At 34.0% G+C, this 15,334-nt stretch carries 12 protein-coding genes and 2 other annotated features; of the genes, 5 read left to right on the top strand and 7 right to left on the bottom strand.

The window, feature by feature from the left end:
* On the top strand, positions 1-264 hold a 264-nt coding region (locus BUB36_RS19555), incomplete at its 5' end, for a hypothetical protein (protein WP_165613013.1).
* A 253-nt stretch (positions 265-517) separates the two neighbouring features.
* Here BUB36_RS19555 and leuB read toward each other — a convergent pair.
* The 6 genes from leuB to ilvB all read right to left on the bottom strand — a co-directional run bounded on the left by leuB (position 518) and on the right by ilvB (position 7,805).
* On the bottom strand, positions 518-1,591 hold the full coding sequence (gene leuB, locus BUB36_RS02240) for a 3-isopropylmalate dehydrogenase (RefSeq protein ID WP_073146766.1): 1,074 nt from the start codon (positions 1,589-1,591) through the stop codon (positions 518-520).
* 127 nt (positions 1,592-1,718) lie between these two features.
* Positions 1,719-2,213 carry a 3-isopropylmalate dehydratase small subunit gene (leuD, locus tag BUB36_RS02235; protein ID WP_073146765.1) on the bottom strand — a complete coding sequence of 165 codons (495 nt, stop codon included), beginning with the start codon at positions 2,211-2,213 and terminating at the stop codon, positions 1,719-1,721.
* Positions 2,214-2,223: 10 nt separating this feature from the next.
* A complete protein-coding gene (leuC, locus tag BUB36_RS02230) occupies positions 2,224-3,486 on the bottom strand; it encodes a 3-isopropylmalate dehydratase large subunit (RefSeq protein WP_073146764.1) in 1,263 nt (420 codons plus the stop codon).
* 41 nt (positions 3,487-3,527) lie between these two features.
* On the bottom strand, positions 3,528-5,090 hold the full coding sequence (cimA, locus tag BUB36_RS02225) for a citramalate synthase (RefSeq protein WP_330390377.1): 1,563 nt from the start codon (positions 5,088-5,090) through the stop codon (positions 3,528-3,530).
* A 219-nt stretch (positions 5,091-5,309) separates the two neighbouring features.
* Positions 5,310-5,553: a binding site (T-box leader), on the bottom strand.
* 118 nt (positions 5,554-5,671) lie between these two features.
* Complete coding sequence (gene ilvN / locus BUB36_RS02220; protein WP_330390376.1) at positions 5,672-6,211, bottom strand: acetolactate synthase small subunit; 540 nt, start codon at positions 6,209-6,211, stop codon at positions 5,672-5,674.
* Positions 6,183-7,805 carry a biosynthetic-type acetolactate synthase large subunit gene (gene ilvB / locus BUB36_RS02215; RefSeq protein ID WP_073146762.1) on the bottom strand — a complete coding sequence of 541 codons (1,623 nt, stop codon included), beginning with the start codon at positions 7,803-7,805 and terminating at the stop codon, positions 6,183-6,185. Before ilvB ends, ilvN begins: the two co-directional genes overlap by 29 nt.
* A gap of 432 nt (positions 7,806-8,237) precedes the next feature.
* Positions 8,238-8,477, top strand: a binding site (T-box leader).
* A 281-nt stretch (positions 8,478-8,758) separates the two neighbouring features.
* Here ilvB and BUB36_RS02210 point away from each other — a divergent pair.
* The 3 genes from BUB36_RS02210 (at position 8,759) to BUB36_RS02200 (ending at position 12,805) form a co-directional block, all read left to right on the top strand.
* A complete protein-coding gene (locus BUB36_RS02210; protein WP_073146761.1) occupies positions 8,759-10,297 on the top strand; it encodes a 2-isopropylmalate synthase in 1,539 nt (512 codons plus the stop codon).
* Positions 10,298-10,365: 68 nt separating this feature from the next.
* Complete coding sequence (ilvC, locus tag BUB36_RS02205) at positions 10,366-11,358, top strand: ketol-acid reductoisomerase (RefSeq protein WP_073146760.1); 993 nt, start codon at positions 10,366-10,368, stop codon at positions 11,356-11,358.
* Between the two features lie 121 nt (positions 11,359-11,479).
* Positions 11,480-12,805 (top strand): replication-associated recombination protein A, encoded by a 1,326-nt coding sequence (locus tag BUB36_RS02200; protein WP_073146759.1) that lies wholly within the window; start codon positions 11,480-11,482, stop codon positions 12,803-12,805.
* A gap of 182 nt (positions 12,806-12,987) precedes the next feature.
* Here BUB36_RS02200 and BUB36_RS02195 read toward each other — a convergent pair whose 3' ends face one another.
* Entirely contained in the window at positions 12,988-14,034 is a 1,047-nt protein-coding gene (locus BUB36_RS02195) for a patatin-like phospholipase family protein (RefSeq protein WP_073146758.1), read from the bottom strand.
* Positions 14,035-14,197: 163 nt separating this feature from the next.
* Here BUB36_RS02195 and BUB36_RS02190 point away from each other — a divergent pair, with 163 nt between their 5' ends.
* On the top strand, positions 14,198-15,187 hold the full coding sequence (locus BUB36_RS02190; RefSeq protein WP_073146757.1) for a D-cysteine desulfhydrase family protein: 990 nt from the start codon (positions 14,198-14,200) through the stop codon (positions 15,185-15,187).
* Positions 15,188-15,334: the final 147 nt, after the last annotated feature.

Below are 15,334 nucleotides of genomic sequence, written 5' to 3'. Positions count from 1 at the left end.
GGAGAAGACCTTGACCTAGTACATGAAAACTATAAAAAATATAAACTACTTATAGTATTTGAAATAATAGGCAATAAAAACTATGAAGAAAGCCTTGAATACACCACTATGGAAGATGAATGGGGAAAGGGAGATGGAAGCATATATGGAAGAAACAGACCGACCCAATTAGATCTAGGTTTTGGGATAAACCATGGTGAAGTATTTTGGTATAATTTATATGAAAATCTCTTTGATGATTTAATTTTTGAGAGAACATGGTAAATTAGAAGATTTAAAATTAAAAAAATAAATGTTGGGGTTTTGAATCCCGACATTTATTTTTGCTTGTATAATGAAGAGCATTTGATATCTCAGATAGTTTTTTATAATTGTTAAACAAACTCAAGTCTGGTTCCGTGAGGGATTAGAGCCGTCGTTAGGCTCCGTTTACTCGACTAGCTGACTTATTTTTACTTAAAGTATAACCCATATAGTGAGTAAAATGAATAAAAAAGAACCGTCACGACTGACTCCTTTATTTTAGATTTTTAACCACTAATCTTCCCATTTCCGCTGTCCCAACTAATTTTGTTCCTTTGTTATAAATGTCGCCAGTTCTATAGCCGTCAGTAAGTACCTTTTGAACAGCAGCTTCTATGGATGAAGCTTCCTTTTCTAGGTCAAAGGAATATCTAAGCATCATTGCCACCGATAAAATTGTTGCTAAAGGATTTGCCTTATCCTGTCCAGCTATATCTGGTGCAGAGCCGTGAATTGGCTCATATAACCCAAATTTTCCTTCTCCCAGACTTGCAGATGGAAGCATTCCTATGGAGCCTGTAAGCATACTGGCTTCATCGGATAAAATGTCACCAAACATATTTGTTGTTACAACTACATCAAATTGCTTAGGATCACGAATTAGCTGCATAGCAGCATTATCTACCAATAAATGATTTAAAGTAACATCAGGATATTCTTCATGGGTTTTATTTACAACCTCTCTCCAAAGTCGTGAACTTTCAAGGACATTCATCTTATCGATATTAGTAACCTTACTACCCCTTTTTCTTGCAATTTCAAAGGCTTTTTTAGCTATTCTCTCTACTTCCTTTACACTGTAAAGCTCAGTGTCATATGCGGCTTCGCCCATATCACTTTCTTTACGTCCCTTTTCACCAAAATACATTCCTCCAGTTAATTCACGAACAACACATATATCAAAGCCACCTTCTATAAGCTGGGGCTTTAAGGGGCAAGCCTCCTTAAGAGGCGAGAAAAGTACTGCAGGACGTATATTTGCATAAAGTCCAAGCTCTTTTCTGATTTGTAAAAGCCCTTTTTCAGGTCTTAGATTTCCAGGGAGATTATCCCATTTAGGACCACCAACGGCTCCTAATATTACTGAATCACTATTCTTGCAAATATCTATAGTTTCTTGAGGTAATGGTGTGCCCTTAAGATCATAGGCACAACCACCAGCTAAAGCCTCAATAAAATTGAAGCTATGACCATATACTTTACCGATTTTTTCTAGAACTAAAAGAGCCTGCTTAGTAACCTCTGGACCAATACCATCTCCAGGGATAACAGCTATATTAAAAGTCATATTCTCTACCTCCTATATGTATGATTATAAATTTCGTAGTATTGTTTTGTTTAAGCTATTTTACGTTAAAACGATGACCTAAAGGCTTGCAATCTAAAATATGAAACCTGAAAACACAAAGATATCATTAGACATCTTTGTCTTTTGAGATATAATTAATAAGCCCATCCTTATTAATAATCTCCTGCATAAATTCAGGAAGGGGCTGAGCCCTGTAGGTTTTATTCTTAGTTAAATTAAATATCTCTCCACTGCTAAAATCAACCTCTATTTCATCGCCAGCATCAATATCCTTTGCTGCTTCTTCACATTCTAAAATAGGAAGCCCTATATTAAATGAGTTTCTATAAAAGATCCTTGCAAAGGTAGAAGCTATCACGCAGGATACTCCCGATGCTTTAATAGAAATAGGTGCATGCTCCCTTGAAGACCCACATCCAAAGTTTTTATCAGCAACTATTATGTCATCCTTTTTTACCTTAAAAGCAAATTCTGCATCAATATCCTCCATGCAGTGCTTTGCCAATTCCTTTGGGTCCGATGTATTTAAGTACCTTGCAGGAATAATAACGTCAGTATCTACATTATCACCAAATTTAAAAACTCTACCTCTTTTCTTCATGTTGATCCTCCTATTCTAAATCCTCTGGATTAGTTATTTTACCTGTTAAAGCTGATGCTGCAGCAACCTCAGGGCTCGCCAAGTATACCTCGGACTTAGGATGCCCCATTCTTCCTACAAAGTTACGATTAGTGGTTGCAACTGCCCTTTCACCCTCTGCAAGGATTCCCATATGGCCTCCAAGACATGGACCACAGGTAGGAGTGCTAACTACAGCTCCAGATTCTATAAAGGTTTCGATTAAACCTTCCCTAAGGGCTTGAAGATAAATCCTTTGAGTAGCAGGGAATACTATTGTTCTAACTGTCTTATCCACCTTTTTCCCCTTTAGAATCTTGGCAGCAGCTCTTAAATCACTTATACGACCATTTGTACATGAACCAATTACCACCTGATGAATTTTTACATATCCTACCTCGTCAATAGTACGGGTATTATCGGGAAGATGGGGAAAGGAAACGGTGGGACGAATACTTCCAAGGTCTATTTCATATACAGCATCATACTCGGCATCATCGTCTGGAGTAAATACCTTGTATTCTTTAGTAGAATGCTCCTTAACATAATCTAAAGTGATGTCATCAACAAGGAATATACCATTTTTAGCTCCTGCTTCTATAGCCATATTGGCAATAGTGAATCTATCATCTATGGACAGATTTTTTAAGCCATCTCCTACAAATTCCATGGATTTATAAAGGGCACCATCAACACCTATCATACCGATGATATGAAGGATAACATCCTTTCCGCTAACCCATTTATTTAGTTTACCAGTTAAAACAAATTTCAATGCCCTTGGAACCTTGAACCAGCATTTACCTGTAGCCATGCCAGCTGCCATATCGGTGCTTCCTATTCCAGTAGAAAAGGCTCCCAATGCACCATAGGTACAGGTGTGGGAGTCTGCACCTATTACTACATCACCAGGAACAACAAGCCCCTTTTCTGGAATAAGTGCATGTTCGATACCCATCTCACCGATTTCAAAGTAGTTTTTTATTTTTTTATCATAGGCAAATTCTCTAATGCACTTACACTGCTGAGCTGCCTTAATATCCTTATTTGGAGTAAAGTGATCTGGAACGATAGCAACCTTATTTTTATCAAAAACTTCATTGAAATTCATCTTATTAAATTCATTAACTGCAACTGGAGTTGTGATATCATTACCTAAAACCAAATCCAGATTAGCCTCAATAAATTGTCCTGGCTTTACCTCATTAAGTCCTGCATGGGACGCCAGTATTTTTTGTGTCATAGTCATTCCCATATAAGTGGCCTCCTTTATTTAATCTTATGATTGTTTATTCTTTACTTAATCAATTTATATTCAATAGAATCCCTTAAAGCAATTAGGCTTGCCTCGATAATATCAGTGGAAACACCTACAGTGGTCCATGATTCTTTACCATCAGTAGATTCTATCAGAACTCTTACCTTCGCCGATGTAGCATTTTCGGCATCTAAAACCCTAACCTTATAGTCAGTCAGATAAACTTCCTTTAACTCTGGATAAAAGACTTCTAAAGCTTTTCTTAGAGATTTATTTAAAGCGTTTACTGGTCCATTTCCCTGTTCTGCAGTAATTTCTTCCTTTCCATCTACAATAACCTTAATAATGCTAGAAGCAGTAAAATCTTGGCCGATAATGGAATGTTCTCCAATAGTTTTAAAATAGTCTATTTTAAATGGAGATATATACTTACCAAGCTGCTTTCGTATTACTAGCTCAAATGAAGCTTCTGCACCTTCATATTGATAGCCCATATGCTCTAATTCTTTGAGTTTATCTATAATTTTTTGAGCCTTTGGAGAATTTTTAGAAATATTTTTATCAACCTTTTTTATAAGGGGGAGAACAGTGCTTTTACCAGAAACCTCAGACATCAAAAATCTTCTTTTATTTCCAACAAGTTCAGGCGAAATATGTTCAAAGGAGCTTGACGCCTTCGATACACCGTCAATATGCATTCCACCCTTATGTGCAAATGCACCTTTCCCTACATAGGGCATATTGTGTTGGGGTTGTAAATTACTTATTTCTGTAATATACCTTGCTGTAGAGGAAAGATTTCTTATTTGATCTTCTGGTATACAATTAAGATTCATCTTTAGCTGCAGGTTTGGAATTATAGTAGAAAGATTGGCATTACCACATCTTTCACCAATTCCGATATAAGTTCCTTGAACATGGGTAGCTCCAGATTTTACAGCCATGATAGAATTAGCTACTGCCATTCCACAATCATTATGACAATGTATACCTATTTCAACATTGAAGGAACTGCATATTTTTTTTGTGATTTCATATATTTCATCTGGGAAGGTTCCTCCATTGGTATCACATAAAACGATGGTATCTGTTCCAGCAGCCATAGCAGTATCCAGTGTTTTCAAAGCATACTTTGGATTAGCCTTATAGCCGTCAAAAAAATGCTCTGCATCAAATATTACTTCTTTTCCCTTTTCTTTTAGATACAAGATAGTATCATAAATCATTCTTAGGTTTTCATCTAAGCTAGTTTTAATAATATCCGTCACATGAAAATCCCATGTTTTACCAAAAATTGCCATAGCAGATGTTCCAGCTTCCAACAATGAAGCTATGTTGTTATCTTCTTCTACCGATATGTTTTTTCTTCGTGTACTGCCAAAGGAAACTATTTTAGAATTCTTTAGCTTTATAGATTTTAGCTCTTGAAAGAATCTCAAATCCTTTATATTTGATCCTGGATTACCTGCTTCGATATAAGCTACACCTAGATTATCTAGGGCAGTAACAATTTTTAATTTATCTGTAACAGAGAAAGAAATCCCTTCTCCCTGGGCACCATCCCTTAGGGTTGAATCAAATATTTTTATTTTATTATCCACATTTAAACCTCCTTCCAAAATATTTAAATAAGAAATTTGCATAATTAACACTAATAATTTTGAAATACAATATGTAGATAGCTTTCTTGACTCTCTCTACTGCATTTTGTACCCTTAAATTCTTTAAATGTATTATGCAATTTCTCCAAATATTAAAACCTTTACCATAGAAATTATCACAATGGACTAGTTTAAAATAAAAAACGTCCTTGAAAAAACTTCAAGGACGAGCATATACCCGTGGTACCACCTTAATTGTATCTAAATATGTATCTATAGATACCTCTTTGTTCGGTTCTAACAAACCTAAGCCTTTAACGGGGCTAGTCGTCATCCTTTACTAATACTTTTCAAGGACACAGCTCGGGAGTGATATATATTTTATAGGTAGTATCGGTTTGCAGCAACCACCGACTCTCTAAAACTACGTATTATAAAATACCGTCTCCGTCATAGCGTTTATATATAAGAACTATTTAATAATTATCCAAAATTATAACAAGGGTATTCTCAAATGTCAACAAATAATTCTAAAATTTAAAAAACAAGAAAAAATTTTGAATATATAAAAAAATGTAACACTAATCATTAATTTGCATGCTGCCTCTTTGCATACCTGCAAAGCCAGTGCGTACTAATTCAATTATTCCATAGGGTTTCATGACATCAACAAAGGCCGATATTTTTCCAGCATCACCAGTTAATTCAATGGTTAAGGTATCGGTAGAAACATCGATTATATTGGCTCTAAAAATATTAACGGTTTCGTGAATAGCTGATCGATCCTTTGAATCTGCTCTAACCTTAATTAGTACAAGGTCCCTATACACAGATTTTTCTGGTTTCAACTCAACAACCTTTATAACATTTATAAGTTTATTCAATTGTTTTTTTATTTGTTCAAGTATATAATCATCGCCAGTAACTGTTATAGTCATACGAGAAATTTCAGGATTTTCAGTAACGCCTACAGAAAGGCTATCAATATTATAGCCTCTACGGCTAAAAAGACCTGCAATCCTACTTAGAACACCAGAGTGATTTTCCACTAGAACCGATAATACATGCTTATTAATATAAACCCCTCCTTTACTATAAGGTGCTAAAGATACTTGGATCAACCATACATTCAATAATATAGCTGTTATTGCTATTTAAAGCAGTCTTAAAAGCAGTTTTAAGCTTATCATTTGAAGTTATTCTCATACCTTTTAAACCATAGGCATCAGCTATCTTCATAAAATCTGGGTTAGCAGTAAAGTCTATTCCAAAATATTTACCCTTTCCTATCAGGTTATCTTGAAGCTCCCTTACCATGCCCAGCCTATTGTTGTTAAAAAGCAATATAGTAATATTTTGATCTATTTCACATAAAGTTGCCAATTCCCCCAATGACATTTGAAGGCTACCATCGCCTAATATACACACAACTTTTTTATCAGGAGCTGCTAGTTTAGCGCCTATAGCTGCAGGTAAGCTGTATCCCATAGTTCCTAAACCGCCAGAGGTAAAGAACTTTCTTTCGTCATTTATTTCCAAGTTTCTAGCAGCCCAGATTTGATTTTGACCTACATCGGCTGTAAATATAGTGTCACTATCAGCTAGACTGGACAATGTTTTTAATGCTTCCCTTGGATTGATAAAAGTATCTTTACCGTTGTATTGAGCCATTGAATTTTTTTTGTATGAATTAATGATTTCCATCCAATCATCGGTATCAAGGGGTTCTACTTTTTCTATAAATTGACTTAAAATATTCTTTGCATCACCAACAACGGGAATATTAGTGTCTATATTTTTACCTACCTCAGCAGGGTCAATATCAATATGAATTATATCAGTATTTTTATTTATAAGTTTAAAATCAGCTGTAGCACGGTCACCTACCCTAGCACCTATAATTATTAGTAAATCTGCTTTATCTACCACCTTATTTGAAAATGAGTGACCATGGGAACCTACCATTCCAACATAATAATTTGAGTCCGAGGGAAGTGCACCAATACCCATCAAAGTATGTACAACAGGTATCCTTGCTTTTTCAGAAAAAATTTTAAGCTCTTTAGATGCTTTAGAGCATAATATACCTCCACCAGCACAAATTAGAGGTCTTTTACTGCTTTTTAGTTTTTTTATTGCCCTCTTTATTTGACCAGTGTGACCTATATAGGTAGGCTTGTATCCAGCTATATTAACCCTATCTGGATAAGAAAAGGATATAGTTTCCTTCTGTATATCTAATGGAATATCTATTAGTACTGGACCAGGTCTACCAGTAGAAGCTATATAAAAGGCTTCTTTAAATATCTCTGGAATTCTATTGGGGTCCTTTACAAGATAATTATGTTTAGTAAAGGGTTCCGTTGCCCCTACTATATCTGCTTCTTGAAAAACATCTCTACCTATTGCTGTTGAGTTTACTTGTCCCGTTATTACTACAAGAGGTATAGAGTCCATGTATGCAGTTGCAATGCCAGTAATCAAATTTGTGGCTCCAGGGCCAGAAGTAGCTATGCATACACCAGTTTTACCGCTGGTTCTGGCAAAGCCACTTGCCGCATGGGCTGCTGCTTGCTCTTGTCTAACTAAAATATGCTTAATATTAGAATTTCTTAATTCTTCATAAATTGGAACTACTGCTCCACCAGGATAACCAAAAACGATATCTATTTCTTCCTTTTCCAAACACCTTATAATAGCAGTTGAAACCTTCATAATATCTCCTTCTTTACTAAGTATTTAAAAGCTTGTGTGTCAACATTTTTAGTCAGCTATTACCTACTAGGGTAATCATAAAGCTTAGGGCAAATTTAGTCTCTAAGCCCATTGGAAAGACCCTAGAACTAAACTTTAGAACTTGGGATTTGGAACTTGGAATGTTGGAATAAAAGTGGGTTATGAAATTCATTTTAAATTTTCAGATAATTAACAAGTATTTTAACAAAGGTATAAGCATTAAGTCAATAAAAATTTAAAAAAATTTACACATTTATCAATAAAATAAAAATTAGATGAAAAAATTAGTTCAAGACATAAAAAATTATAAATGTATAAAAACAAATATTTTTTAATAAATTTTCAAAAAACTAATTGACTTTTAGCACTTTATTTGTTAACATACAATACAATACTTGGAAAACACATATTGTGAAAGCTATGAAGGAGAGCGTATTTTCTAAAAGCAGTTCCAGAGAGTCGGTGGTTGCTGTGAACCGATACTGTAGGATAATACTACTCACTCCTGAGCGTCATCTCTGAAATTAGTTAGGAGATAGATGGTAAGCCCCATTATAGGCTAGGATTTGATATAGAATCTGAAATGAGTGGTTTTTGCTCTAGCAAAGACAAATAAGGTGGTACCACGGAGAATTTATCCCCGTCCTTAAATAGTATTTATTTTATTTAAGGATGGGGTTTTTTATTACTAATGAACTCAAACTTTTTTGTAAGAAATTGCATAGCTAAAATAAAGTAAAATGAAGGGCTAGAGGGAGAATTAAAACTATTACCAGTAAAAAATTGGTGTAAATTGTTTTCTTTTAAAACTTACTAGAAAGACCCTAGTACTTGCAACGTGGAACATGGAACTAAAAACAAAAATGAATTAAAAATTCGGAATTTGGAAAATGGAGTTTAGAATCATTAAATTATAAAAGGGGAGAGTTTCAATGGGAAAAAATATAAAAATTTTTGATACTACCTTGAGAGATGGAGAACAATCGCCAGGTTGCAGTATGAACCTTAAGGAAAAAATACAGATGGCTAAACAACTGGAGTATTTGAAGGTAGATATAATTGAAGCAGGTTTTGCTATAGCATCCGAGGGAGATTTTACTTCGGTCAAGGAAATTGCCAAGACTATAAAGGGTTGTACTATAGCAAGTCTAGCTAGGGCATTACCAAAGGATATTGATTATGCATGGGAAGCAGTAAAATATGCTGATAGACCTAGGATACACACCTTTATAGCAACTTCAGATATTCATATGAAATACAAATTGAAAATGAAACCTGACGAAGTAGTCCAAAGAGCTGTTAACATGGTTAGGTATGCTAAAAAATATTGTGAGGACATTGAGTTTTCTGCTGAAGATGCTACAAGAAGTGACCCTATATTCCTTGCTAATCTTTTTGATAAAGTAATTGAGGCTGGAGCAACAGTAATCAATATTCCAGATACAGTAGGATATACCACTCCCGATGAATATTTTAAATTTTTAACAAAAATAAAAGAAAACTCTTCAAACATTCATAGAGCTGAAATATCTGTCCATTGCCACAATGACTTAGGTTTAGCCGTTGCAAATACATTGGCTGCTGCAAGGGCTGGAGCTACTCAATTTGAATGTACTATTAATGGTATAGGGGAAAGGGCAGGAAATGCAGCCTTAGAAGAGATCGTAATGGCAATTAATACTAGAAAGGATATATTGAGCTTAGAATGTAACATTGATACAACTCAAATTCTTCGTTCTAGTAAGCTTCTAAGCACTATAACTGGTGTTCAAGTGCAGCCTAATAAAGCCATAGTAGGTGCAAATGCCTTTGCCCATGAGTCAGGTATCCATCAGCATGGTGTACTAGAAGAAAAAAGCACCTATGAAATCATGACTCCAGAATCCATAGGATTAACAGCTAATAAAATGGTTCTAGGAAAACATTCAGGACGACATGCCTTTGAAGAAAGACTTAAGAGTTTAGGATACGAATTGTCAGAGGAAGAATTAAGCAAGGCATTTAAAAAGTTTAAAGATTTGGCAGATAAAAAGAAGAGTGTTTTCAATAGAGATATAGAGGCCATAGTAACTGGAGATTTTATTGAAGTACCACAAGCCTATGAATTAGAGAGCTTTGTAATCAACAGTGGAAATATAATTACTTCTACAGCAACAATAGCTCTTAAAAAGCAGGGTGAGTTAATAAAAGAAGCTATGGTGGGAGATGGACCAGTGGATGCAGCCTTTAAATCCATAGAAAAAATCGTAGGAATGGAGATTATATTAGAGGATTATGCACTACATTCAGTTACAGAAGGTAAGGATGCCCAAGGAGAAGCCATAGTTAAGATTAGCCATAATGGAAAGATGTATAGAGGTAGAGGACTTAGTACAGATGTGGTGGAAGCTAGTATCAAGGCGTATTTGAGTGCTGTTAATAAGATGCTTTATGAAGAATATCAAGAGGATACAAAAACAAAAGCTTCATAGATGGGAATAGATAAATCAACTTATCAAAAATATAATGAAAAACCAAGTAATATAAGGAGGAGTTTATAGTGGCAAAAATGTATTATGAAAAAGATGGGAATTTAGAGATATTCAAAGGGAAAAAGGTTGCTATTATTGGATTTGGAAGTCAAGGTCATGCCCATGCACTTAATTTAAAGGAAAGTGGAGTAGATGTTGTAGTTGGATTATATAAGGGCAGTAAATCTTGGGAAAAGGTTAAAAAAAGTGGATTAGAGGTTATGGAAGCTGCTGAGGCAGCTAAAGTAAGCAATGTAATAATGATTTTGGTACCCGATGAAAAACAAAGAAACGTATATGTAAACCAGATAATGCCTAATTTAGAAGAAGGAGATGCCTTAGCCTTTGCCCATGGCTTTAACATACACTTTTCACAAATAGTACCACCAGAATATGTAGATGTTTTCATGGTGGCACCTAAGGGACCAGGACATTTAGTAAGAAGAGTTTATGAAGAAGGAAAAGGAGTACCTGCTTTATTTGCAGTTTATCAAGATTATACTGGTAAAGCTAAGGATATAGCTTTAGCATATGCAAAGGGAATAGGTGCTACTAGAGCAGGAGTAATAGAGACTACATTTAAAGAAGAAAGCGAAACTGATTTATTTGGAGAGCAGTGTGTTTTATGCGGTGGAGCAACAGAGCTAATAAAAGCAGGCTTTGATACATTGGTTGAAGCTGGCTATCAACCAGAAATAGCTTATTTTGAATGTTTACATGAGCTAAAGCTAATCGTAGATCTTTTATATGAAGGCGGATTTGAAAAAATGAGATATAGCATTAGTGATACTGCCGAATATGGAGATTATATGATCGGAAGACGAATGATAACTGAAGAAACAAGAAAAGAAATGAAAAAGGTTTTAAAGGAAATTCAGACTGGGAAATTTGCAAAGGATTGGTTATTAGAAAACGAGATGAATAGACCAGTATTTAATGCTATTAAGAGAAGAGAATTTGAGCATCCAATAGTAGAAGTTGGTGCAAAGCTTAGAAGCATGATGCAATGGATTAAAAAATAAAAACAAAGATAAAAGTCATAAGAAAAATTTTTCTTATGACTTTTATCTTTGTTAAGAAAATTTGATACAATATAGATATTCCAGTAAAACAGTTAATTTATACATATAAAAGGTGGTTATTATGGATTTATTTGAAATGCAGAGAAAAGAAAAACTTAAGAAGGATTCTCCCCTTGCCCAGCGGTTAAAGCCGAGAACCTTGGAGGAATATGTGGGCCAGGAGCATATTTTAGCACCAGGAAAGCTTCTTTGGAGAGCAATTAAGGCCGATAGAATAACTTCTATAATTTTATATGGTCCTCCTGGAACAGGAAAAACAAGTTTAGCAAGAATTATTGCAAATACTACTAAGTCAAATTTTGTTAGGTTGAATGCGGTAACTTCAGGAGTTAAGGATTTAAAGGAAGTAATAAAGGAAGCAAAAAATCAGCTTGGAATGTATAGCAAAAGAACAATATTATTTTTAGATGAAATACACAGGTTTAACAAGGCACAACAAGATGGATTATTACCAGCAGTAGAAGATGGTACATTGATATTAATAGGTGCTACTACCGAAAATCCATTTTTTCAAGTAAATAACGCATTGATCTCTAGGTCAATGCTGTTTGAATTAAAGCCTCTAAATGAAGAAGATATAAAAAAGATAATAAAGACTGCCATAGAGGATGAAGAAAGAGGACTTGGATTGGATAATATTGTTATTTATGATGAAGCAGTGGAATTTTTAGCAAGTATGGCTGGCGGTGATGCAAGAAGAGCTTTGAATGCTTTAGAATTGGCAGCTTTAACAACGGAAGAAAATAAAGATGGTAAGATAGAGATAAATTTGGATATAATTAAAGAATGTATGCAGAAGAAACACATTAGCTATGACAAGGATGGAGACTATCATTATGATATAGTTTCAGCTTTCATTAAGAGCATGAGGGGTTCAGACCCCGATGCGACATTGCACTATCTTGCTAGAATGATTTATGCAGGAGAAGACCCCGTATTTATTGCAAGAAGAATAGTTATAGCAGCATCTGAGGATGTTGGAAATGCCAATCCTCAGGCTTTGGTGGTTGCAAATAATGCTGCTCAAGCTGTTCAGTTTATTGGTATGCCTGAAGCTAGAATAATATTGGCACAGGCTGCAACATATGTAGCCATTTCTTCCAAAAGCAATGCAAGCTATGTAGGAATAAATAAAGCATTAAGCGATATTGAAAAAAGGGAAATTGGACAGGTTCCTATTCATTTAAGAGATAAGAGCTATAAAGGAGCAAAAAAATTAGGCCATGGCTTAGGATATCTATATCCCCATGATTATACAAATAATTATGTAAATCAGCAGTATATGCCCAATGAACTGGTAGGAACAATATATTATGATCCGAGCGACAATGGTCAGGAAAAAAAGATAAAAGAAAGGCTTAATATTTTAAGAAAAGAAAATAAATAATTGTAAATATTCCAGTAAACCAGTTAATTTAACCCATTGTTCTAATAAATAAAATTTTATATTTTTTTAATACCTAAGGGGAACTTTAATATTAAGCTTTATACAAAGAAATAAATTTCAAAGAAAAAATGTAGAAGCCTTTATTATTTTCTTTGAAATTTATTTTGAGGATAAATATGAAATTATGCACCATTATAAAGGTCATATCTATATAAACTCTCAGGATACATATTTTCAAAATAATCTTTAGTAGCCCTATAGCCTTGCTGGTATAGAAAATTATATTTTTCATCATTTGGACTTATATTGAAATCTATAAAGGATATATCCTTTGTATCAATTTCTATGGAACGTAGCTTATCTTCAGGATTATTATTGTACATGTCCTGTTGGATTTTCATAAAGGATTTGATTAAATTTTCTATATAGTCTATAAAACTATTTATTTCAGTATATTTTGTCTTACTTTTAAACCTTACTCCTAATGTTTGAATGTTTACACCATTAACTATTTTATCCATAAAGTAATGGCTATCAAATAGGTTTATGGGATAATTTCTCATAATTCCACCATCTGAAAAAACATAGGGTACTGATTTTTTAGGTGTTATATTTTTATCAAATTTTATAGATTCAAAAAAAAGAGGGATGGACATGGATATTCTTATTGCTGTGGCTACCTCCATATCAGGAGTTGTTTCGAAGCAAAATACCTTTGAAGAATTAGTAGATATATCTGTTCCCATAACATACAGATCTAAAAAAGGTCTTTGCTTCTTATGTATATAGCTATTTTTAAAATCTTTAAAGGTATAAGGAGGCAGTTTTTTAGAGCTATTAAATTGAGATGCTATTTGTTCCTTTATCCATTCATAAAAATATTCACTTGAATACCAACCGTAATTAGTAATTAATCTATATATACAATTAATATCTCCAAAGATTCGTGCAATTTCTTTTCTTACCACAGCAGGGATTTTTTCAAAATCTGAAGATTCACCCCTCTGAGTTATTTTTTTATAATCTAAAGTATCAGCTATTTTCTTCATTTCATCGAAGGGTAAGGAAAAGCTGGCAAGACATGCAGTTATTGCTCCAGCAGATGTTCCCCCAACCCTTTTCATTCTTTGTAATATTCCATTGTTATATAAATAGTTTAATACTCCTAAATATGCTATTCCCAACACCCCACCGCCTTGGAAAACTAAATTATTAATTTTATAATTCACAATATCACCTCTTTGAAAAATTCAATATGTATAATGCTATGATATTCAACAATAAACCTTATTGTGAAATTTCATTGGAAGGTGAAATAAAAATTTATATGTCAATAAAGAATGATTTGGTATATAATATTGGTAAATATTAGATTTATGAGGGGGATTTTATATGGTAAATATTCCTAGTAAAATTAAAATTGCAAATTTACCTACTAAGATTGAAAAATTAGAGAGATTATCTAAGAAGCTAGGGGGACCCAGTATATTTATCAAAAGAGATGACCAAACTGGTATAGAGTTTTCTGGGAATAAGGTAAGAAAGCTGGAATTTGCTGTAAAAGAAGCCATGGATCAAGGCTGCAATTTACTTATTACCTGCGGAGGTATTCAATCAAACCATGCAAGGGCTACTGCTGCTGTTGCTGCTAAAGTGGGTATGGCATCGTGTCTAGTTCTTAGAACTAATAAAGAGGAAGAGATAGATGGGAATTATTTTTTAGATAAGATATTGGGAGCAAAAATAAAATTTATAACGCCCAAGGAATATAAGGAAAGCAGAATGGAAATAATGGAGGAACTAAAGCAGGAACTATCAAAAGAGGGCTATAAGCCATATATCATTCCAGAGGGGGCGTCTAATGGTATAGGAACTTTTGGTTATTTTAATGCCATGGAAGAAATTATTGAGCAGGAAAAGGAAATGGGTATAAAATTTGATGCGGTGGTTATTGCAGTTGGCTCAGGTGGAACATATGGTGGGCTATTCCTTGGAAATAAGGTTATGAACAACGGGGCAAAAATTTATGGTGTAAATGCATGTGAAAATGAAGAATATTTTAAAAATCAAATTGATAAGGTTATAAAAGAAAGTCTTGATTATATTGATGAAGTTGTTGAATTTACAAAGGATGAAATTAATATTTTAGATGGATATGTAGGAAGGGGGTATGCTCTCAGTCGTCCTGAAGAGATAGAATTTATCCATGAAATAGCTAAACTAGAGGGTATTATACTAGATCCTGTATATACAGGAAAGGCAATGTATGGGCTGGCAAATGAAATTAAAAAAGGAAGCTTCAAAAACCATAATAATATATTATTTATACATACTGGGGGATTGTACGGATTATTTTCAAAGAAAGACTTATTTTCCTTTTAGCTAAAGAGATAAAAATTTTCAGGGGAAAATTAAGATCACCTGCTTATTTACTATCAGGTGATTTTATGTTTGTATTTGTTAAGAAACTCGAACTTTTCTATAAGAAATTAGATTTTGGATTTAAGTAAATTCAAAGCAATTGTTTTT

Origin of the sequence: Paramaledivibacter caminithermalis DSM 15212, assembly GCF_900142245.1 — a bacterium.
Lineage (GTDB): Bacteria > Bacillota > Clostridia > Peptostreptococcales > Caminicellaceae > Paramaledivibacter > Paramaledivibacter caminithermalis.
This window is presented reverse-complemented; position numbering and strand designations above follow the sequence as displayed.